The organism is Paenibacillus sp. CF384, assembly GCF_900106745.1.
In the GTDB taxonomy this organism is placed as follows: domain Bacteria; phylum Bacillota; class Bacilli; order Paenibacillales; family Paenibacillaceae; genus Paenibacillus_Z.
The window spans coordinates 49049-70732 of record NZ_FNNV01000005.1 but is presented as its reverse complement, the minus strand read 5'-3'; the positions used below and the strand labels follow the sequence as shown (position 1 = coordinate 70732).

At 49.7% G+C, this 21684-nt stretch carries 14 protein-coding genes; 11 read left to right on the top strand and 3 right to left on the bottom strand.

The window, feature by feature from the left end; genetic code table 11:
* Positions 1 to 17 precede the first annotated feature (17 nt).
* The 7 genes from BLW29_RS10805 to BLW29_RS10775 all read left to right on the top strand — a co-directional run bounded on the left by BLW29_RS10805 (position 18) and on the right by BLW29_RS10775 (position 11173).
* Positions 18 to 1265 (top strand): ABC transporter substrate-binding protein, encoded by a 1248-nt coding sequence (locus BLW29_RS10805; RefSeq protein ID WP_090979277.1) that lies wholly within the window; start codon positions 18 to 20, stop codon positions 1263 to 1265.
* A 90-nt stretch (positions 1266 to 1355) separates the two neighbouring features.
* On the top strand, positions 1356 to 2303 hold the full coding sequence (locus BLW29_RS10800; RefSeq protein WP_090979275.1) for a carbohydrate ABC transporter permease: 948 nt from the start codon (positions 1356 to 1358) through the stop codon (positions 2301 to 2303).
* 4 nt (positions 2304 to 2307) lie between these two features.
* Positions 2308 to 3132, top strand: coding sequence for a carbohydrate ABC transporter permease (locus tag BLW29_RS10795; protein ID WP_090979273.1), 825 nt, complete (start codon positions 2308 to 2310; stop codon positions 3130 to 3132).
* A 67-nt stretch (positions 3133 to 3199) separates the two neighbouring features.
* Complete coding sequence (locus tag BLW29_RS10790; RefSeq protein ID WP_090979271.1) at positions 3200 to 5287, top strand: amylo-alpha-1,6-glucosidase; 2088 nt, start codon at positions 3200 to 3202, stop codon at positions 5285 to 5287.
* A gap of 13 nt (positions 5288 to 5300) precedes the next feature.
* Positions 5301 to 6920, top strand: a complete 1620-nt coding sequence (locus BLW29_RS10785; RefSeq protein WP_090979269.1) for an alpha-glucosidase — start codon at positions 5301 to 5303, stop codon at positions 6918 to 6920.
* 1073 nt (positions 6921 to 7993) lie between these two features.
* Complete coding sequence (locus BLW29_RS10780; protein ID WP_090979267.1) at positions 7994 to 8977, top strand: TnsA endonuclease N-terminal domain-containing protein; 984 nt, start codon at positions 7994 to 7996, stop codon at positions 8975 to 8977.
* A gap of 468 nt (positions 8978 to 9445) precedes the next feature.
* Positions 9446 to 11173 carry a type 2 periplasmic-binding domain-containing protein gene (locus BLW29_RS10775; RefSeq protein ID WP_090979265.1) on the top strand — a complete coding sequence of 576 codons (1728 nt, stop codon included), beginning with the start codon at positions 9446 to 9448 and terminating at the stop codon, positions 11171 to 11173.
* Between the two features lie 96 nt (positions 11174 to 11269).
* Here BLW29_RS10775 and BLW29_RS10770 read toward each other — a convergent pair whose 3' ends face one another.
* On the bottom strand, positions 11270 to 12904 hold the full coding sequence (locus BLW29_RS10770) for a response regulator (RefSeq protein WP_090979263.1): 1635 nt from the start codon (positions 12902 to 12904) through the stop codon (positions 11270 to 11272).
* Between the two features lie 7 nt (positions 12905 to 12911).
* A complete protein-coding gene (locus BLW29_RS10765) occupies positions 12912 to 14666 on the bottom strand; it encodes a sensor histidine kinase (RefSeq protein WP_090979261.1) in 1755 nt (584 codons plus the stop codon).
* 137 nt (positions 14667 to 14803) lie between these two features.
* Here BLW29_RS10765 and BLW29_RS10760 point away from each other — a divergent pair, with 137 nt between their 5' ends.
* The 4 genes from BLW29_RS10760 to BLW29_RS31145 all read left to right on the top strand — a co-directional run bounded on the left by BLW29_RS10760 (position 14804) and on the right by BLW29_RS31145 (position 20389).
* On the top strand, positions 14804 to 15754 hold the full coding sequence (locus tag BLW29_RS10760) for an ABC transporter permease (protein ID WP_090979259.1): 951 nt from the start codon (positions 14804 to 14806) through the stop codon (positions 15752 to 15754).
* Between the two features lie 16 nt (positions 15755 to 15770).
* Positions 15771 to 16649 (top strand): carbohydrate ABC transporter permease, encoded by an 879-nt coding sequence (locus tag BLW29_RS10755; RefSeq protein ID WP_090979257.1) that lies wholly within the window; start codon positions 15771 to 15773, stop codon positions 16647 to 16649.
* Positions 16650 to 17783, top strand: coding sequence for a serine hydrolase domain-containing protein (locus BLW29_RS10750; protein WP_090979255.1), 1134 nt, complete (start codon positions 16650 to 16652; stop codon positions 17781 to 17783).
* Between the two features lie 149 nt (positions 17784 to 17932).
* Complete coding sequence (locus tag BLW29_RS31145; RefSeq protein WP_143044383.1) at positions 17933 to 20389, top strand: fibronectin type III domain-containing protein; 2457 nt, start codon at positions 17933 to 17935, stop codon at positions 20387 to 20389.
* A 113-nt stretch (positions 20390 to 20502) separates the two neighbouring features.
* Here BLW29_RS31145 and BLW29_RS10740 read toward each other — a convergent pair whose 3' ends face one another.
* Positions 20503 to 21267, bottom strand: coding sequence for a tryptophan-rich sensory protein (locus BLW29_RS10740; RefSeq protein ID WP_090979253.1), 765 nt, complete (start codon positions 21265 to 21267; stop codon positions 20503 to 20505).
* Positions 21268 to 21684 lie beyond the last annotated feature (417 nt).

Below are 21684 nucleotides of genomic sequence, written 5' to 3'. Positions count from 1 at the left end.
ACAAAGGGGATACTCGAATGAGCAAGAAATTGAGGGCTGGATCAGCGATTTTGCTGATGATTTGTTTGGTTGTCGTGCTGGCTGCCTGCGGAAGCAAAGGCAACAACGCGAGCGATAACGGACAAGCTTCGCCGGATACCGGCAAAAAAACGACGGTGACGATGGGCTTCTGGGGAACCGCGGAGGATCTGAAAATTTATCAGGATGCCGCCTCCAATATTTCCAAGCAATACCCGAACATCGATCTTAAGATCAAGCAGTATCCGAGCAGCGATCAATTCTGGAATACGCTTCCGGGTGAAATCGCAGCAGGCGTAGCGCCCGATTTCATTAAAACGACGAACGAAGGCTCTTATGAATACATCACGAAAGGCTTGTTCGCTCCGCTGGACGATTTGATCGGTCCTGCCGGCGTGGATGTAAACCGTTATGTTTCTACCGCGAACGACATTTGGAAAGTGGACGGCAAGCAATACGGGCTGCCAAGCAGCGTAATACCGGGGATGTTCTTCATCAATGAAGAGATGTGGAAGAAAGCGGGCCTTGGCGCGTACCCGACCACGTGGGATGAAGTGGAAGCGGCGGCGAAGAAGCTGACGACCAAGGATGTGCATGGCATCGTCATCAACATTGATCCGTACCATATCACCAACTATGTGAAGAGCTACGGCGGCGGCTGGGACAATGGCAAAGCGATCAACTCGCAGGCGAACGTTAACGGACTTCAAAAGATTTTCGATATGTACAAGGACGGCGCAGCCGTAACGCCGAAATCGCTTGGCTTCGGCTGGGACGGCGAAGTGTTCGCGAACGGCAAAGCGGCCATGACGACGGGCGGTTACTGGTATAAAGGCTTCTTGAAGGATGCGGCTCCGAACTTGAAATACGTCACGCTTCCGATTCCAAAAGGAACGACGGAGGGCAGCACGATGATCGCGGACGGATACGTCGTACTGAAAGATGCGAAAGATAAGCAAGCGGCTCTGCAAGCGGCTTATTACATGACGAACGATCAAACGCAAACGGCGTTCATGAAGAACGGCAGCAACTCCGCCGTCAAGACGCTTACGCCGCAATATTTCCAAGAAAATCCGGAATTCAAATCCGTCGAGCCGGCTTTGAAAACGGCAACCGACTTTGCTTATCCGGCCGAAACGAAGAAATTCAAGGACGAGCTTGTGAATCAAATCGAAGCTACGATCCTCGGCGGGGCGAAAAAATCGCCGAAGGAAATCCTGGATGCGATTCAACAACAATTCAAGTAAGAAGCGCACAGCAGACCGTTCCCGTTTCATACGCAGCGGGAACGGTTTTCATTTTTACAGCCAAGAGGCTAGCTGCAAGGAGGGAATTGGATGCGTGCTGGTGGAGATACAACCGCGGAGAGGCGGATAACAACCAAAGAAAGCCAATCATGGCTGCGTAAAGTCTTGGATTCGGATCTATCAGTAGGCTGGCTGTTCAGCCTGCCGTTTCTGGTGCTGTGGGTATGGTGGTTCTTCTACCCGTTCCTGCAGTCCTTTATTCGAAGCTTCCAGGACGCGAACTTCGCTGCATTGGACCAAGCGAAATTCATTGGATTGCAAAATTACGTGAAGATCCTGCAGGATCATGAATTTTACCGTGCGGTTCTGCATTCCTTGGAAATCGTGGTCATCGCCGTACCGCTGCAAACCATCATCGGCTTGATCATGGCGATTCTCGTGAATCAAAAGATCAAAGGGAAGGGTCTGTTCAGGACACTGTTTTTCATTCCGTACATCACTTCCCAAATCGCGATTACGACGGTGTTCATGACGCTGTTCAAGCAAGGCACCTTCGTGACCGACTTTATCGGATTGTTCGGCTTTGGCAATGTGACCTGGTTTGCGGATACGCATTATGCACTGGTATTCATTGCGATCCTATTTATTTTCCAGCAATGCGGTTTCAGCATGATCGTGTATTTGTCCGGCCTGCAGGAAGTGCCCAAGGACTTATACGAGGCAGGCCAGATCGACGGCGCATCCAGGTGGGCGCAATTCCGCTACATTACGGTGCCGTATTTGAAACCTATTACCTTTTTCATCGTTTCGGTGGCGACGATCCTCGGTTTTCAAATTTTCGACCAAATTGCCGCCATTTCCAGATACGGTGCGCTTGGATCTCCGGCGGGTGCCACGAATACCGTCGTAACCTATTTCTATCAGAATGGAATTCGCTATCTGAATATCGGCTACGGCAGCGCGGCCGTGGTGCTGTTCTTCTTCATCATTTTGATTATTACGTTCCTTCAGAAAAAACTGCTGGATGAAAAGGGGTGAGCACATGACTAGCAGAAAGAGCCTCACTCTGATCGGCAATTATGCGCTCCTGATCGTGCTCGGATTGCTCTTTGCCCTTCCGTTTCTCTATACGCTGTACACCTCGGTGCTCCATCTGGAGGACGTCAATAAATGGGCAGGGTTATCAAAATGGTCGTTTGCCAATTATCAATTGTTCTTTACCAATGATGCCTATAATGTGCCGAAATGGCTTGTCAATACGATCGTGATCACGGCGCTCGTCATCCTAGGGAACTTCATCATTAATCCCATGGTCGGATTTGCCCTTGCGAAGCTGGACTTCCCTGGCAAGAACTTGATCTACTGGATCGTGGTGGCTTCCATGATGGTGCCGTACCATATGATTCTGATTCCGGTCTACGTGAACGTGGCCCATCTCGGCTGGCTGAATTCCGTCCTGGGATTAACGGTGCCGTTCTTATACCAATGCTTGTATATTTTCATGCTGCGACAGTTTTTCATGAGCATTCCGAATGAATTTATCGAAGCGGCTCGAATAGACGGACTTACGAAAATGGGCGCTTTCTGGCGAATCGTATTTCCGCTTGCCAAGTCGTCGCTCATTACCATGTCGATTCTGGCCTTCTCCGGAACCTGGAACAGCTACCTCATTCCGAGCACGTTTACGAGTGACCCGGCGAAATATGTCCTGGTGGTCGGATTGAACAGCGTGAAGGATCAGTTCTTTGAGAATACGCCGCTTATTATGTCTGGGGTCGTGCTGACGACATTACCGATCTTGATTTTCTTCTTTATTTTTCAGAAGCAATATATCGAAGGCATATCGAGCTCCGGCGTGAAAGGCTGACAAGCCTTTTCCCGCCGGTTGCTTTTTGTATGGACACTTGAACAGGAAGAAGGAGGAAGTCGCATCCATGGACTACCGAGTCATTAAAGAAGGAAACGTATTTTTTCTTACCGATCTCCGCGGCGACGTGACGGGCAACGACGAAGCCGGGCATGGCTTATATACGCAGGATACGCGCTTTCTTAGCCGAATGGAGCTCTATATAGACGGGGAGAAGCCCGCGCTTCTTCACTCCGATGCCGACAAAAGCTATTGCGCGTCCTTTCGATCGATGAAGGTCAGCAAAGATGATGGCGCAATCGAGCTGCTTCGGGAGCGCTACATTTACGACGGGATTCTTTATGAACGGGTGTCGCTGACGAATTTCTTTCCCCGGTCGGTAAGCTTCGATTTGGCAGCGGCTTTCGATGCGGATTTTCAAGATATGTTTATCGTCCGCAAATACCGTACCGGTGAGGTTGGCGAAATCGTCGGGCGGGACATCGGCGATCACGCGATGAGCATCCGTTATCAGGGCAAGGATGACATCCTGCGGGAGACGCATATTGCGTGGGACTGGCCTGAGGCTGCGAAGACGACTCCCGGCGGCGGCATTCATTTTACCGTTTCCTTGGCGTCAGGGGAATCCAAGCAGATCTGCTTTACGATTACACCGGTGCTTAATGGGCAAAGCTCCGAAGCCCGCACCTTCGATCAAGGCTTGCGGCTGCTGGATGAAGCATATGAAACGTGGTATGCGGACACGACGGCTGTCGCATCGAATGTACCGCTGTTCGACGAGCTGTACAATCGCGGCGTCCAGGATATGCGCATGCTGCTGACAGACGTGGGATATGGGCAAACGCCGGTGGCAGGCCTGCCATGGTTTGCGGTGCCCTTTGGCCGCGACAGCCTCATCACGTCGTTGTTCATGCTTCCGCTGAATGCCCATCAGGCGAAAGGAACGCTGAGAACGCTGGCCGCCTATCAGGGGACGAAGACCGATCCGTCCCGGGATGAACAGCCGGGGAAAATCATGCATGAGATCCGCTTCGGAGAGCTGGTGAATACGAAGCAATCGCCGTTCTCGCCGTATTATGGCTCTGTAGACGCAACGCCGTTATTCTTGGTGGTCCTCGGCGAATACGTCCGCTGGACGGGAGACACGGCGCTTGTCGAGGAATTGAAGCCGAATGTGATCCAGGCGCTCTCCTGGATCGACAGCCATATCGGCGGCGCGGAAGAGGGCTTCCTCACGTATCGTCAAGAAGCGGAGAAAGGATTCCCGAACCAGGGCTGGAAGGATTCCAGCAACTCCATCATGCACGACAATGGCGAATATGCTTCATCTCCCATTGCGCTATCCGAAGTTCAAGGCTATGTCTATCAGGCGAAGAAGGCGCTTGCCCCCATTCTCAGGCAGCTGGGTGACATCGATCTGGCGAAGAAGCTGGATGACGAGGCGGAGTCGCTTAGGTCAAGGTTTGAACAGGCCTATTGGATGGAAGACGAGCAGTTCTACGCGGTCGCCTTGGATCAGGAGCAGAGACAGGTGCGCTCCGTGACGTCCAATCCCGGGCATCTGCTGCTTTCGGGCCTGCCGAATCCGGCCCGCGCGGAGCTTGTGGCCAGCAGACTTACCGCCGAGGATATGTTTAGCGGCTACGGTGTCCGTACCATGAGCACGAAAGCAGCCGGCTATTACCCGATGAGCTATCACAACGGCAGCGTATGGCCCCATGACAACGGCATGATTCTGCTTGGCTTTAGCAGGCTCGGGATGAAGCGAGAAGCCGAGCATCTCCTGTCCGGATTGCTCGAAGCGTCCAAGTCCTTCGAATACCAGCGGCTGCCTGAACTATTCTGCGGCTACGACAAGGCAGTATCCGGCAAGCCCATCCCTTATCCGACGACGTGCTCTCCGCAAGCATGGTCCGGCGCGACCACGTTCGTGTTCCTGCAGGCCATGCTGGGCATAACGCCGGATGCGCTGGCGAGACAAATTCGTATGAATCCGTTCCTGCCGGACGGATTCGACGAGCTGACGGCGCGGCGCATTGCAATCGGCGAAGGGCATTTGTCCGTGAAGCTTACCCGAGCGCGCGAATCGGCCGAGGATCACGTCCAATGCGAGATCATCGGGAATACGACCGGCTACGAGCTTATTTTGGAATAAAAGGAGCACCAAGATGAACAAAACATGGTGGAAAGAAGCGGTCGTATACCAAATCTATTGGCGCAGCTTCTTCGATACGAACGGAGACGGCTTTGGCGATCTGCAGGGGATCATCGAGAAGCTGGACTATGTCCGCAGCCTGGGGGTTGACGTGATCTGGCTGAATCCGTGCTACGGATCCCCGGATGTGGACAACGGCTACGACATTTCCGATTATCGATCCGTGATGGCCAAAGCGGGAACGATGCAAGACTTCGACCGGCTGCTCGCAGAAGTCCATGCCCGAGGCATGAAGCTGATCATGGATTTGGTCGTAAACCATACCTCCGATCAGCATCCATGGTTTCAGGAATCCCGTTCCTCGAAGGACAATCCGAAGCGGGATTACTACATTTGGCGCAGCGAGAAGAACAATTGGCGCTCCTACTTCACGCCTTCGACATGGGAACTCGACGACCGGACGGGCGAGTATTACTTTCATTCCTTTGCCACGGAGCAGCCGGATTTGAACTGGAGCAATCCTCGGGTTCGGGAAGAGATCTATAACATGATGCGCTTCTGGCTCGATAAGGGCATCGACGGCTTCCGCATGGACGTCATCAACCTGCTCGCCAAGCAGGCCGGGTTTCCGGACGCGGACAACCCGGACGTCATTTCCTATTTGGGCAATAATCCCGGCATCCACGAGTACCTGCAAGAGATGCATGAGCGGGTATTGGTGCATTACGATGTGTTTACCGTCGGCGAGATTCCGTTCGTATCGCCGGAAGACGGCGTGCTCTACGTCGGGGAAGAGCGCAGCGAGCTCAACACATTATTCCACTTTGAAGTATGCGATTATATGGCGCACTGGGATATTCATCGCTTCAAGGAAATCCAGAAGCGCTGGTATGACGGCATGTGGGGCAAAGGGTGGAATTCGCAGTTTCTGAACAATCACGACCACACTCGGCTCGTGACGCGCTTCGGCAATGACGCGGCCTACCGGGTGGAGTCCGCCAAATGCTTCGCGACGCTGCTTCACACGCTTCCGGGGATGCCGTATGTGTATCAAGGAGAAGAGATCGGCATGACGGGTGTTCGCTTTCCTTCGATCGACGATTACAACGACATTGCCATGAAAAACAAGTATCAGGAAGAAGTGGCCAAGGGAAGAGAGCCGCAGGAGGTGTTCGAAAGCCTGCTTCATCTTGCCAGAGACAACTCCCGAACGCCGATGCAGTGGGATGATACGGCGAACGCAGGGTTCAGCAAGGGACAGCCTTGGCTGAAGATGAATCCGAATTATCGGGACATCAACGTGAAGCAAGCGCTCGCGGATCCGGATTCGGTGTTCTATTACTACCAGAAGCTTATCCGACTGCGAAAAGAAAATGACGTGATGATATACGGCGTCTACGAGCCGATTCTGGACGATGATGCGCGCATCTACGCCTATTACCGCACGCTCGGCGATTTGAAATGGCTTGTGCTGCTTAACATCTCGGAAGAAGAGACGCTTTGCCGTCTCCCGGATGCGGCCGCCGCCAGGCTCGGAGAGACGATTATTCGGAATTATCCGGAACGGATAGCTGAAGCCGCGGACGGCCTTCTTCTTCGGCCTTATGAAGCACGGATCTATCAGATCAACTAAAGCGAAAACCAGACAGCCCGCGGGTTGTCTGGTTTTTTGTAGCGGCTCTTCAGGAGGCGGAGCAGCTATTAAGACGGTTTGATGTAATATGATGAGTTAAACTCGATCAATGATGGTCGGGTAATTTTTTTTTTTTTTTTTTCGTTACTGTGGCCGGCCATGCACAGAAGTCAATAAAATTGATATGTGTAATGGAAAAGGTGCTGCTCCGACAGATGCACCGAGCAGTTTTTCTCTTTTCTGTATCCGACTAACAAACTTTAATTTCCACATTTGTGTTCCGATTTCAGGTTGCGTGATTGTCACTAACAAACTTTCCCCATGTTTTTTCACATATAAGTAAATCTAATAATCCGCATAAACACTGAAGTTCCACTAACAAACTTTATTTTCCCTCATCATTTGCTGCTGCTGGTTTTGTTTGTTTAAAAATTCTTGATATGGAAAATGTCAATTTTACCACAAATTAACTTCCTGCAGCGGTAATTGCTTGATGATACCTACTGTCTTGGACGTCACTGCATCGATGAACGCCTGTCCCACGGCCATACTGACAGAAAGAAGTGGTGGTCACATAGGTGTGCCGCAATATACAGTAATTTTGCCATGTTTGATGCTGCCCTTTCCTAATAGTGAATAACACATTGTATATGTTGTGTTCTTAATTGGATTTTATATATTGGAAAAGTAAGGAGATAGAATTATGGTGGAAAGAATCTTTTGTCTCAGGGACAGCAAATTTATGTTGCGTTTCAGGCTCAGCGATTACCACTAACAAATTTGTTCAGGACTTGATACATCGAGTGGAATAGGGGAGTACCAGTAATTTGGTAGGTCTTCACTCCCTACATTGTACTCATACAATTCCGCTTTGCACTTGGCGAGCTCTAGAAACTCGCCGTGAATCCATCCTTTAAGTATTATCTGCATTATCCTCATCCTTTCATGATATGCTTGGTCAAACTAATGACCCACAATGAAATGTCTTCTGCTACTATTTTAGTATTCTATTATAATGAAATAAATAGTAAACGTGTGGATTGATCTTCAAACATCTACAAAAGGAGACATTTGTGACTATTTTAAATGACATAAAGGTATTTGAAACTGCAATACAAAAAAGAAAACAAATACATATGCTCTATGACAGCCTTTCAAGTGGTGAGAGATATAGAAGAGTGGAGCCCTGGTATATCTTCAAGAGGCATGCTTATTACTATTTAGTTGGATTTTGTAGGGATAGATATGCTATTCGAATCTTTCACACTAAACGAATAAGAACATATACAATTACTGATACGGAATGTAAGGAGAAACCTATACCCTTTTCATCCATACGGAAGAAAAAGCTAAGACAGTTAGGAAAGTCTGAAAAAGATAGTATGTTCTTTGATACTTCAAAGATTATAATGCATGCCTACATTCAAAAAATGGAGAGTGATCTACGGTCTCTTGATATTAAGCTAAAGAAAGAGTTAGATAGGTTATCACCACCCAAAAGAGGGAAAACAGAGGACGGATATCCGTTTACTATTCACTTAAATAAGATGGACAAGGCATCCAAATGTAGAAGTCCTCTTGAACATAAGATTTTTCTAGACTTAGAAAGTAATAAGTTGATAATAAAAATTGAAGTTGAACCATTCAGAATCAGATACTTTTATCGCAAGGTTAGTCATTTATATACGCCAGATATTTTGGTAACTTATCGTGACGGAACCAAAGATCTAATTGAAGTAAAAGTATCCGGTGATATAGGTCAACCTAAGAATCAAGCGAAATTTGAAGCGGCTGCTGATTATGCAAAAGCTCTTGGATATCGTTTTTATATTATGGGCATATCTGGGAGTTCGGGACAGCCCGGAGCTAGAAACGAAGGCTGGAATGATCTGAACCAAATTCAAACCCGGAATTTTCATCATAAATATATTGAAAACTATGATTCATGTGACAACGAGTACAAAAGATTAAAACCTACTTTTAGGAAGATACGTAAAAGGCAGAGTATTAGGAAGGTTCGTCCACGGCTAAATAGAAGACTCAAAATCCATAGATGATAATCTTAAATAAGAAAGCTCCTAGTCTATCCCTGAGCTTTTATAAAAATTGCGATGCTTCCAAACCCCAACAACCATAAATTTGGAATGAACTGGCCAGGAAGGTATCCTGTCTGATCCATTCCGATTTTTTTTGCTTTACCCGTATCTCTGCAAGTAAGTGAAAACCAAAGGCAAAAGGAAGACACCGCAAAGCAATATCCCTCATCAGTACGACGATGGAGTGATGAGGGATATTGCTTTGCGGTTATCTCACGATCACAACCCATTATGTTCGTCTAAATCAGACAAGAAGTAACGATTCTGCTTAGTTAGATCTCCTTCATCAGACTAATAGATATTGAAGGATCTCAACGAACATGACCCCCACAGAATTCTATCAAAAATGAAATAGTATTATAGCCGCCTAAAACTTGATTGATTATGATAAACGTGTAAGGATTGATGAAATTGGGAGGTTCATGAGACATGAGGGGATCGACAAAGAAAACCGCGGCGGCGCTTGCGCTTGTCGCCATGATTGCACTGACGACCGCGTGTGGAAACAATTCGAACGGCAGCGACAACGCGGGAGTCAACTCCGGCGGCAAAACAAATCAAACGGCTGACAAAGGCACAGAAGCACAAGCAAATGAAGACGGCGCGCTCACCAAATACGCGGAACCTGTCACACTAACGACAGCGAAGGTGCTTGAAGGCGATGTGAAGTTTAAGGAAGGCGAAAGCATTGACAACAACGTCATAGACAAGTCGATTGAATCCGATTTGAACATTAAAATGAAATACTTATGGACGGCATCCAACACGCAAGAGTTGACGGAGAAAATTCGGCTCGCGCTTTCTGCCAATCAGGAATTGCCTGATATGCTGGCCATTTCGGATCCGCTGCTTATGAGCCAGTTGGTACAGTCAGGCAAATACCAGGAAGTGACGCCGATTTTCGAGAAGTACGCGGAGAATAATTGGAAGCAGGGCTACGAGAGCCATCCAGAAGTCTGGAATGGCGTGACGTTTGATGATAAGAAATACGCTCTCCCGATGTTCAACATGGTGGGCCGTGGCAATGTCATGTGGATTCGCCAAGACTGGCTGGACAAGCTGAATTTGAAAGCGCCGACGAACGTGACGGAACTGGAGACGGTCATGGATGCGTTCACGACGCAAGATCCGGACGGGAACGGCAAGCCGGATACGTTCGGCTTATCCGTGGCGTTGAAGGATAACGGCGTGAATGCGACATGGCTCGGCAGCACGGACTTTGTCTTTGCGGCGGATGGCGTTCTTCCGAACGATAACGGCTGGGTAAAGAAGGACGATGGTACGATTTATCAACCGTTACTGACGGCGGCGGCTAAGCCGGGTCTTGGGAAGCTGCAGGAATGGATGAAGAAAGGGTACTTCCCGAAGGACAGCGGTATCTATGACAATATGAAAGCGGCGGAATTGTTCACTAGTGGCAAAGCCGGCATTACCTTTGGTCAGTATTGGTTGTCCATCTGGCCATTCCCGGATTTGAAGAAGAATGTGCCCGGTGCTGAATTCAAAGCTTATCCGTACCTTGCCGGAGCGGATGGGGCGTACAAAGTGGCACAAGAAAATCCGACGAACGGCGTAAATATCATGATTCGCAGCGGCATGGAACATCCAGAAGCGGTCGTGAAATACATGAACTGGTTTTTCAAAAATTATCTGAATCCCGACAAGGGCTCTAAATATGAGTACGGTTTGGCGGAAGGATACGACTGGGCTAACGTCGAGGGGCAGCCTACGAACGACAAGAGCAAAGTACCGAATTATCTGGATGCGGTCCGAATCAGTGTACCGAAAGATTTCACGCTTCCGGATGCCTGGACCGAAATGCTGCACAAATTCACGGCAGGAGAGAAGCCTAGTACGCCGATGGAAGTGAAGCAGTACGGAGGCGAGGACCAAAGCAGCTTGGATGCGGCCAAGATTCTATTGGACGGACTCGACAAAGGCTTCCAGGTACCTCAAGTGATCGGCGTTCCGGTCACGACGACGATGATGTCCAAGAATGCCATGCTGGACAAAATGCGCAAGGAGACGATTTCAAAAATTATTTACGGCGAGGCATCCGTCGATGCGTACGACAAGTTCCTGGAGGATTATGATAAAGCCGGTTACGGTAAAATCATGAAGGAAGTCAACGATTGGTACGCGAAGAGCGCCAAATAAGGATAGAAAAGCAGCAAGCGGTCATCGATTAATCGATGACCGCTTGCTGCTTTTTCGCTAAGGAAAGATGAGAGGGGTTGGAGGACAGGGATTCATTTAATGCATCGTCCCGTTACGGTATTCCTGCGGTGTCACTCGGAAGTGTTTTTTGAACATTTTAATGAAATACGATGTATTCTGATAGCCGATTCGCTCGCAAATGTCTTGGATTTTAAGACTTGTGTTCGTCAGGTAATAGGCGGATTTGTCCATGCGCAGCCGATAGAGGTAATCACTTAAATTCTCGCCGGTCTCCAGCTTGTAGAGTTTCGAGAGATAACCCGAATTGAGATACACATGATTGGCAATAGCCAGCAGTGAGACATCCTCGGCGAGTTTCTCCTCTGCAAATTGTTGCACGCGCAGAATGATTGCGGAATTGGCATGCCGATTATCCCGTTCCAATTCCTCCTTGACGAGTTTAAGTATGCCTTCTGCCCAACTTCGAAATTGTTCCGGGGAACGACGGCCGTTGGTGTCCAGCTCCAGTTGCCTTATCCCGGCAATATCCATTAGCTGCTTGCCGCTTTTATGGGCGATGTAATGGAAGGAGGCGAGCAATGAATAGTAGGCCTCATTAATGTGTTCTAGCGATTCAGCCCAGTGAGCGGATATTTCTTCAATGATAGACGAAATTTTCTCCTGCGCGTCGTCCCACCGTCCTGCTTCTAGAAGATGGTTTAGCAGGGGGGGCTTGTACAGAGCATGAAGCGAATGCATGCTGACACGTTCAGGCGACGTGTCGACGGTTTTAAAGATGCCGCTTTTGCCTCGAATAAGCTTGCGCATCTCTTGGAGCATCGTTTCATAAACGTCTGAAACACTGTTCGGAAACTTGCCCCACGGACTGAGGAGGATGGAAATACTGCCGTCTAAATAGAGACCTACATGATGCTGGAGCTCTTCCGCCCGAAGTTCAACGAGACGATCACTATTGACCACAGAGGTGGTGATGTCGACGACCTCGTCTTCCTTCTGCTGCAGCAGGAAGACGAGGTAATCGTGGTCGTCGCGTCCGGTCCACAAATCGAAATTCAGGCTCATCAATTCTTCAGCCATGTTAAAGACGGCATATTCAAACAGATTAATACTCTGCCTGCTGTAGTTCAAGAACTGCCCTTCCATGCGAATGAGCAGCATGCAGAACCGGTTACCGGGACGGAAAGGCAGCTCCAGCATGTTGAGTTTCTCCGCAAGCAAGGTTTCATCGATGCGTCTATCCTGCAGTAGATCGTTCAACAGATTTCCACGGAGCAGCGGCAAGTGTTCGCGCAACGTATAGGCAGCTCGTTGGACAGAACTTATTGCCTGCCACTCATCCGTCAGCCGAGCAATCAATCTGCTCACAGAAGCAATGAGTTCGTCGTTTCCGATGGGCTTGAGCAGATAATCGAATACTTGCGACCGAAGCGCCTCCTGCGCGTATTCAAACTCCGCAAATCCCGTCAGCAGCAGACATTGGGTGCGATTGCGCACCGCGCGCACGCGCCGGATGAGCTCCAGTCCGTCCATGCCCGGCATGCGGATATCGGTAATGACGATGTCAATCTGCTGGGATTGGAACAGTTCCCACGCTTCTGCGCCCGAATAAGCCTTAAAAACATGTACGACGCCAAGCGAACTCCAAGGGATGCGTAAGGCCAATGCATCGACGACAGATGGTTCATCATCAACGAGCATCAATTGAATCATAGTAGGTTCACGCTTCCTTCTCTTGTTGTGGCAGCACGTCCCGCTTAGCGGTGTGCCATCGGATAGTGAAAATCATGCCGCCGCCTGAACGCTTGTCGATGACGAGTCCCGAACCTTCCCCGAATTGCAGAAGGAAACGCTGATGCATGTTCCAGACGCCATATCCGCGTTCTTCTTCGTGCTCTTGACCCAGCATCGCAATCAGATCCCGCAGCTTGTCCTCTGCCATCGTAGCGCCATTGTTCTCAATGACGATCCAATGTTCTTGCCCGTTACTGCCGCCCGTAACTGTGATCGTTCCGCCTTCGGGAAGCGGTTCGATTCCATGGATGGCCGCATTCTCGACGATCGGCTGGAGTGATAAACGCGGTATCTCGAGAAACATCATCTCTTCGGGAATGGAAATGTCATACGAGAGACGCTTCATTCGCAGCTGCTGAATCTTCAGGTAATTCGTAATGAGATTCGTTTCTTCTCTAAGCGTAGCCGATGGCTTGTCATTGCGTGTCGTGTAGCGGAAATATTCGCCGAGATTCAATGCCATCGCCGTTACGGCTTCTTCGTCCCCAAGTGAAGACATGTTCATAATGTAGAACAAGCAATTGTACAAAAAATGCGGGTTAATTTGGGACTGAAGCTGTTTCAGCTTCGCCTCCCGAGAATGGATCTGCTCCTTATAGACTTGATCGATCAGTACTTGTATGTCCGCGGTCATATGATTGAATCCTGACAGCAAATAGTCGAAATCATTATTTCCGCGCTCAGGAATACGGATCGAATAGTCGCCGTGGCGTACTTTGCGAACGCCGAGCAGCAATTGGCGCATGGGAATCTGGATATAACGGTAGAGCCACAGTGAAGCCAATGTCCCGATGAGAACTAGCACGACGATCGCAATGTAAAAGAGGTTCCGATTCGTTGTAATTGGCTTCAGAATCTGCTTAATGGGTACAACGTCGACGATATACCAGTCAAGTCCACCGATTTGCAGTGCATTCATGACGTACTCCGTGCCGCCGACCTTGACAATCTTGTTCTGGACGGGACCGTCGAGTGTTTGTCTCAGCGTTGCCTGCAGCTCGTCCTTATGTTCGAGAGGCTTCACAGGCTTGGTTATCGGCTCGAATTGCCTGCTCCAGAGAAAGGTCTCGCCTTCCTTGTTGACGTTAAAATTATAAAGCAGGTCTTTCAGGATTTCGGCGGAGAAATAAATCTTCGTCACCTGCTGCGCTGATTCCAAGTCGGCGCCAAACGGGTCGATGACGTAGTGGGCGAAGCGGTAGTTGCCCCGAACGGAAGGATCATTCTCGTAGATCCACGGGTACTTGTTCCAGAGATCCAGGTTGGCCAGCTGCAATGGATTGACGCTGCTCAGGCTATCGGGTACGACGCGTTCCGCCTGCGGATAGTAGACGATAATTTGATTGCTCCATTTGCCTGCGATTTGCTGCAGCCGCAGCTTGTTCTCGACGGCAATGACAGACGAGATTTCTGCATAGGACGAGTAATCGCTCTTCGTTTGAAGTGATTGAACGGAGTAATCGCGGCTGATAACGCTGGACAGGAGGACGAGCTGATTCATTTCCTCCTCGATCTGGTCACGAAAGAAAGCTAGACGGTTGACGTTCAGCTCCTGTATCTGCGATTTAATTACCCCGACGCTCGTATTGGTGGAATACCCGTAGAGCACGACGATCGGAAAGAGCAGTAATAGCAGCATGGTTAGGAGCTTCGTGAAGATATTCGACTTGACCTGCGGCATTCCTTGCCCTCCTGACGAAGTGGTGAACAAAACGTTATCAATGTCCAAATCCTTTTCTATTAGGCCTATCAAGGCGGAAATATAATTGTAGTATACACGATAGATCAAGAGTGTGGATGGAAAAGGAGACTTGCATCATGAATACGGAATTGATTCCCGCAAGACCAGTTATCGTTACTGGTAAACGAAAACGGACTCGTGGCTGGAAAGGAAACGGGCTGCTCTATGCGATGCTGCTGCCCGCCATTGTGTTGACTTTTATTTTTTCGTATGTGCCGATTGCTGGACTGGTTATGGCCTTCCAGGATTATCAACCTTGGCTTGGCTTCACGAAGTCGCCTTGGGTAGGGTTGCAGCAGTTTCGGACGATATTTCAATTCCCGGACTCTGTACAGGTCATTTGGAATACGCTCATCATCGCCGGGCTAAAGATCGTCGCCGGGTTAATAGCGCCGTTTGGTTTCGCACTGCTGCTGAACGAAGTGAGATCGAATATCTTCAAGCGCTCCGTGCAAACGCTGGTGTACTTGCCCCATTTTCTATCATGGGTCATATTGGGCGGTATTCTGGTGGACGTACTGTCGCCATCCGGTGGGTTGTTCAATCGCTTTCTCAGCATTTTCGGTGTAGAGCCGATCTTCTTTCTCGGTAACGGGAACTGGTTCCGGTTTACGGTCGTGCTGAGTGACGTTTGGAAAGAGTTCGGCTTCTCGACGATCGTGTATTTGGCGGCGCTTGCCGGCATCAATCCTTCGCTCTATGAAGCGGCGGAAGCTGACGGTGCTAATCGGTGGCAGCAAACGATATTTATTACCATTCCTTCGCTCGTTCCGATGGCGATCGTACTTGGCACGCTGTCATTGGGCAACGTGTTGAACGCGGGGTTCGATCAGATATTTAACCTTTATAGTCCCCTCGTATACGGTAAAGGGGACATCATCGATACTTACGTCTACCGAATGGGCATTCAAAACGGTCAGTTCAGCTTCGGCACGGCGTTTGGCTTGTTCAAGTCACTCGTCTCGACAGTACTTATCGTCGTCTCTTATCGGTTGGCTTACCGCTACGGCAACTACAAAATTTTCTAAGGAGGAGCGAATCACGATGTATTACAAAACGACGTCGTACCGGATATTCACCATCTTCAACAGCGTCTTCATCTTCGTACTGGGACTTTGCTGCATCCTGCCGCTTATTCATATCCTGGCCGTTTCCTTCAGCGATAAAGCTGCGGTCACCGGTAATCTCGTCAATTTTCTGCCGATCGGCTTCAATTGGGATGCCTATCACAAGAGCGTCGACAATCCGTTGTTCCTAAAATCGCTCTGGATTTCGTTCGAACGCGTCGTACTCGGAACGATGATCAGCATGGGACTCGTCATTCTATCTTCCTATCCATTGTCCAAGGACAGTGGCAGTTTGAGAGGGCGTATGGGCTTCATGTGGTATTTCATCTTCACGATGTTGTTTAGCGGAGGGCTTGTGCCGACGTATTTCTTGATTTCCAAGCTGCACATGAATAATACGATTTGGGTGCTGGTGCTCCCAGGCGCCGTGAGTGTGTGGAATATGATTCTGCTAATGAACTTCTTTCGAAATGTGCCGAAGGAGCTGGAGGAAGCCGCGCTAATCGACGGAGCCAACCAGTTTCAAACCCTGTGGAAAATTTACTTGCCCGTATCCATGCCGGCATTGGCGACATTGTCGCTTTTCACGCTCGTCGGGCATTGGAATTCCTGGTTCGACGGCTTGATGTACATGACGCGGCCGGAGAATTACCCTCTCGCGACCTATCTGCAGACGATTGTGGTCAGCCATAACCTTAAGGATCTGATTACGAACGTGAATGATGTCGCGAAGCTGACACAGCGTTCCGTCCAGGCTGCTCAGATCTTCATCGCAGCGGTGCCTGTACTGATCGTGTATCCGTTTCTACAGCGTCATTTCGTCAAAGGCATGGTGCTCGGGGCGGTGAAGGAATAAATGGAAGATCAGGCTATAGGACGCGAAAAGTACCGTGAACTATCGCCACCTGGGCGAGGGAGCGTATCTGCTTTTTTACAGAGTGAGCTGGCGCGAGGCATGGTGACCGGCTATTCCGTCGCCGTGCTGAAGCAGGGACGCGTCGTGTTTAATGAATGTGGAGGAAGAATTGCTTTGCCATCGGACGCGGCGGGGGTTACGGCGGCGACGCGTTTCAATATCGGATCCGTCACGAAGCCCATTACGGGAGCGCTGGTCCTGAAGCTGGCGGAGATGGGCGTTATGTCGCTGCATGACGAGGTGAAACGATATGTGCCGGAATTCCATTTCGGCAACATAACGCTTCATCATTTGCTCACGCACACTGCCGGTTATGACGGAGCCAACTTCATTGATTGGCCGCAATCGGGGGATAGGGAAGCGTATCTACAGCGTATATATGCCGTAGACTGCCTCAAGTATGAACCGGGCAGCGCGAATGAATATTACACGCACGGCTACTCCATTCTGATGGACGTGCTTGAACGAGCAACAGGCTGTTCGATCGAAACATTCGCGCGGAGCCACTTGTTTGATCCCCTTGGGATGTCGGCGACCAGCTATGAAGCAAGCTTCGACCCTCAGTTCCCTAAACAAGCTCTTTGCGCTAAAGCCATTGACTCGCTTCCGCTTCATTCCGATACGATGGCCCCGGAGAAGCATCTCGCGAACCATGCAGTCACGGGGGATAGTGGCATTTACTCGACTGCCGAAGACCTGCTTCGATTCGCCGATATGATGATGCGCCGTGGATATCAGGGCGGCAAACGAATTTTTGCACCGGCGACGATTGACCTGATGCTGCGTGAATCAACGAACGGACGGTTTGGCCGGACGCCAATATTCTGGAAGAAGACTGAGCTGGACATGCATGGTACGACTAATGTGGACGTTCACCGTTGTTTCGGCGATTTGAATTCCCCCTTTGCCGTTGGACATAACGGCTTCAGCGGCTGCATGCTGGTCATCGATCCCTTATATGACGTGGCTTGCGCGATCGTAACAAATTCACGCAGACTGCATAACGACGGACGAAATTACAAACGTTGGCTCAACGTGCTACTTGCCGCGGAATTCAGCAATAAAGAAGCATAAAAATCGAATATATTGGATTCCTCCCCTGAATCGGAGCGAATTATAGTTGTTTTAAGCCCTTTCATAAACGAGAAAGGAGGCCAAAGTTAGGGGCAACGAAAAACTTTGTTCTGAATTTCATATCAATATCTAACGAGAGGATGAAAGTAATGAAAAGCTTTTCAAGCAAACTAGTTTACACGGGCATTGCGGCTGCTGCCGCTTTATGGTTGACAAATGCGGCGCATACCGACGCCGCCAGGGATCCTTGGCTTCAGCCTTTCTCGCAAACGAGCATCTGGAATATGCCGATCGGCTCCGGCGCTTCATATCAGTCCTTCGCTCATTTTCCGGCGGCCAGTTACGTAAGCGCAGACGAGGAATTTCATTTAAAGACCTCGACATCGGATCCACTACGCAACATTTACGGCGTGCCTAATTGGACGAGCCGTTGCAGCGATACGTCGAATGCGCAGGGTACGATTAACGTACCGGACGACTTCATTGTTCCGGATGCCGTAACCACTCCCTATTACAGCACTCCCAATAACGTTGCGGCATTTCTGAAGCCGGACGGCCAGACACTCATTCAACTGGAACCGCTTACCCGCTGCACGGCAGGAGGCAACGTGTTCGGTTACAGATGGGCAACCGACCTGAACATTCAAGGCGAGGGCATTGGAGGCACGCACTGGGGTTCCGGATTATCCGCGATCGGCGGCTCACTCCGGCATGGTGAATTAACGGGCACGGCGCCGATCAAGCACGCGCTGAAGCTGAACGTCTGGGGCAACTACCTCTATTACAACAATTCTGATCCTACGAAAGGCTACCGTTGGCCGGCGGACCGTTCCGATGCTGGGGCGCCAAGTAGTTACCACGGCACTGACAGCCGGATCGAGATGGGATCATTAATGGCAATTTCGCCAAGCGCGACTGAGGTTTCTCTTGGCCTGCAAACGGCCGCGGGCAAGAAACTTTTCCATGCGTTGCAAGATTACGGTGCGTATATTGCTGACGATACGGGATGGGACGCCTATGCGTTCAGCCTGTCGGTGGAGGCGAAGAACGAATTCGAAGAAACCTACGGCTATTCCTTCAACCAGGGCAACTCCGCTTCGGGGGCGGCCAAGCAATATTTTGACGATTACAATGCACTGATCACGAACCTGTATGTCGTCGACAACAACAGTGCATCCAACGTGGGAGGAGGCGGAACGCCGCGCGTCGCGCTAGCGGATGCGACATTCGCCGCCATGGATGGCACAGCACCGACAGTGCCTGCAAATTTCCAGGTGACCGGGAGAACGACGAATGCCATCAGCCTCTCCTGGACAGCCAGTACGGATAATGTACGCGTGATGCAGTACGACATTTACAACGGCAGCCAGCTCATGGGCTCCACGTATGGAAAGACCTCGATTACGCTAGACGGATTGACGCCGAATACAGCCTATTCGCTCAAGATCCGTGCGAAGGACACCGGATTAAATGCATCGGCGTTCTCGAGTGTCCTTCCGGTATCTACGTATGACGGCTACTCCGAGAATTTCGATGACGGACTTGCTCAGGACTGGACGCTCGGCAGCGGTACGGTTGTGGAGTACCAACGCCTAAAAATGACTAATTGGGGCGGCACTACTGAAGGCGTGTACGGCAATCGAACGTTCTCAGCTGCAAACAGTGGCAATAACGTCGTTTACCGCGTGAAACTGCAAACCGATTCGGCGGACAATTACGGGAAAACGCGGGTGTACTTCAATTACACGAACAATAGCAATACCTACTTCGTACAGCTTGGAGGCGGCACGAGCAACACGGTGGAATTAAAGAAAGCGGTGGGCGGAACAGAGACGACGCTTGCGACCTACTCAGGCAGCTACGAGATTAAGAACGGAAGCTATCCGACAATCGAGATCAAGTACGTGAACGGCGGCACCATAACAGTGGCGGGGATTCGCGGTGGAACGCGCACGACATTGTTCAATGCCGTAACGGATACGTCACTGACATCCGGTAAGCTTGCAATCGGCGTCTCCGGCACGCAATCATTCGCGGATGATGTGGAGGTCGTGTTAAACGAAGGTTTCTCAAGTCAAGTGACCCCTTACGCCGAGAATTTTGATGACGGGCTGGCACAGAGCTGGACGCTCGTCAGCAGCTCGGTGAACACGCAGCGCCTCCTGCTTAACAATTGGAGCGGATCGGCAAGCGGCATCTATACGGGTGCCTCTTATTCCGGCAACTTCACGGTTAAAGCGGCATTGCAGACCGACGCTGGAGACAATAATGGCAAGACGAGGATCTATTTCAATTACACAGATGTCTCAAACACGTATTTCGTTCAATTCGGAGGAGGTACCACCAATACAGTAGAGCTGAAGAAGGTCGTCGGCGGGATCGAATCGACGCTTGCGACGTATGGCGGTGCTTACACGATTAAGAACTGGGATTGGCCGTTAATCGAAATTGGATTCAACAATGGAACGATCTCCGTGAAAGGGACTCGAGGCTCGGCGGTCACCACATTGTTCTCCGGCATTACGGATTCCTCGCTGACATCGGGATTTATCGGAATTGGATCTTTGTACGCGCAGTCATTCGGGGATAACGTAAGCGTGAATTAAACCTTGCAGCACACGTTCTTCTATTGAAATCCCAGCAGGCGACCACCAGCGTAATTGCTGGAGGTCGCCTCTTGGAATAAGCATAGGCTTATATTCTGCTGTCGTAATCGTCTTTAAGAGAAAGGACCTTTCACTTTCATTAGTAGAACTCGGTAAAGCGTTGTAATAAAGAGCAGCAGAGCGAGGATATAGGCTGTATAAGCAATGACAAGGTGAGAATCATTGCTCACCCCTATAGCAATAAACGCCCAGATGAAGACGGTTGCTATTGCCCAGTCATTGTTTCTGGTGGACATCCATATAGCAAGCCATGCAGCGATCATTAACATGATGATCGTCCATGCTTCTTCGGAAATTCCGAAACGATCCCAGTGGAAGGCATATAGCGCAACGGCGACGTTGACAATACTTGCGACGCAAATCCACCCCAAATAGAAGCTGAAGGGTAAGAGAACAAATATGCGATCCGCGAGAGTGAAAGGTTTGTTGGAGAATGATCGAAGTCTCGTGTATAGGATAATAAGAGTGAGCAAGAGTGAAAACATGATGATGACGCTCGTCTTCAATTTTTCCAGATGAAAGGCTGCCAGCCACCCGACGTTGAATAAGCAGCTTAACATGAAGTATAGGCTGCAAGCTTGTACGGACCGGCTCCGTGATCCTTTCTTGGTAAAGGAATACACCACGAATCCGGCCAATAGAGCGTAAATGACTGTCCATATTCCAAAAGCATAGGCTGCGGGCTGAATAAGCACGGGATACTTAGCGGCGATTTGACCCGTTGTTTGGCCTCCTAGCGGCAGCTTCTCAAACCAATAGTTGAGGACAAGTACGAGTGCTAGACTTATTGCGTTTATAAACGGAAGTAATGAACGCATGCGCAACCTCCCAGGAAATCTTTATTAATAATAGAATATCCTGATCTTGTCCCAAAAATGTTTAAATGTTGCCTCGATCCGACCAATGGGCAACGAGACTATATTCTTCCCATTTTGAAGCAAACAGAGGACTTTCATCCCACACTCAGGATGTATTCATAGATCTTGTTGCTTATAATTGAAATATTTTGTATGAGGACCGAGATTTATAGTCCTCTTTTTGTTTTGCGTTCGCCCTCGGCCGCATGGCTGGAGGCTGACCAACTCCGCATGTACGGCTATCCACCTAGGGAGGATGCCAATCGTTTGCGCGACTGCCGTTTTCATTGAGCTAATGGGGGATAATAGCACAACTATTAATTACAGAATCGAGTATTGTTTAATACGGGGGTAGTTAATGAAGAGCGTTTATGATTC

Excerpts from the sequence above, each read along its gene's own strand:
- BLW29_RS10800 (WP_090979275.1), top strand. The coding sequence starts at position 1,356 with ATGCGTGCTGGTGGAGATACAACCGCGGAGAGGCGGATAACAACCAAA.
- BLW29_RS10775 (WP_090979265.1), top strand. The coding sequence starts at position 9,446 with ATGAGGGGATCGACAAAGAAAACCGCGGCGGCGCTTGCGCTTGTCGCC.
- BLW29_RS10760 (WP_090979259.1), top strand. The coding sequence starts at position 14,804 with ATGAATACGGAATTGATTCCCGCAAGACCAGTTATCGTTACTGGTAAA.
- BLW29_RS10790 (WP_090979271.1), top strand. The coding sequence starts at position 3,200 with ATGGACTACCGAGTCATTAAAGAAGGAAACGTATTTTTTCTTACCGAT.
- BLW29_RS10755 (WP_090979257.1), top strand. The coding sequence starts at position 15,771 with ATGTATTACAAAACGACGTCGTACCGGATATTCACCATCTTCAACAGC.
- BLW29_RS10750 (WP_090979255.1), top strand. The coding sequence starts at position 16,650 with ATGGAAGATCAGGCTATAGGACGCGAAAAGTACCGTGAACTATCGCCA.
- BLW29_RS10765 (WP_090979261.1), bottom strand. The coding sequence starts at position 14,666 with ATGCCGCAGGTCAAGTCGAATATCTTCACGAAGCTCCTAACCATGCTG.
- BLW29_RS10740 (WP_090979253.1), bottom strand. The coding sequence starts at position 21,267 with ATGCGTTCATTACTTCCGTTTATAAACGCAATAAGTCTAGCACTCGTA.
- BLW29_RS31145 (WP_143044383.1), top strand. The coding sequence starts at position 17,933 with ATGAAAAGCTTTTCAAGCAAACTAGTTTACACGGGCATTGCGGCTGCT.
- BLW29_RS10785 (WP_090979269.1), top strand. The coding sequence starts at position 5,301 with ATGAACAAAACATGGTGGAAAGAAGCGGTCGTATACCAAATCTATTGG.
- BLW29_RS10770 (WP_090979263.1), bottom strand. The coding sequence starts at position 12,904 with ATGATTCAATTGATGCTCGTTGATGATGAACCATCTGTCGTCGATGCA.
- BLW29_RS10805 (WP_090979277.1), top strand. The coding sequence starts at position 18 with ATGAGCAAGAAATTGAGGGCTGGATCAGCGATTTTGCTGATGATTTGT.
- BLW29_RS10795 (WP_090979273.1), top strand. The coding sequence starts at position 2,308 with ATGACTAGCAGAAAGAGCCTCACTCTGATCGGCAATTATGCGCTCCTG.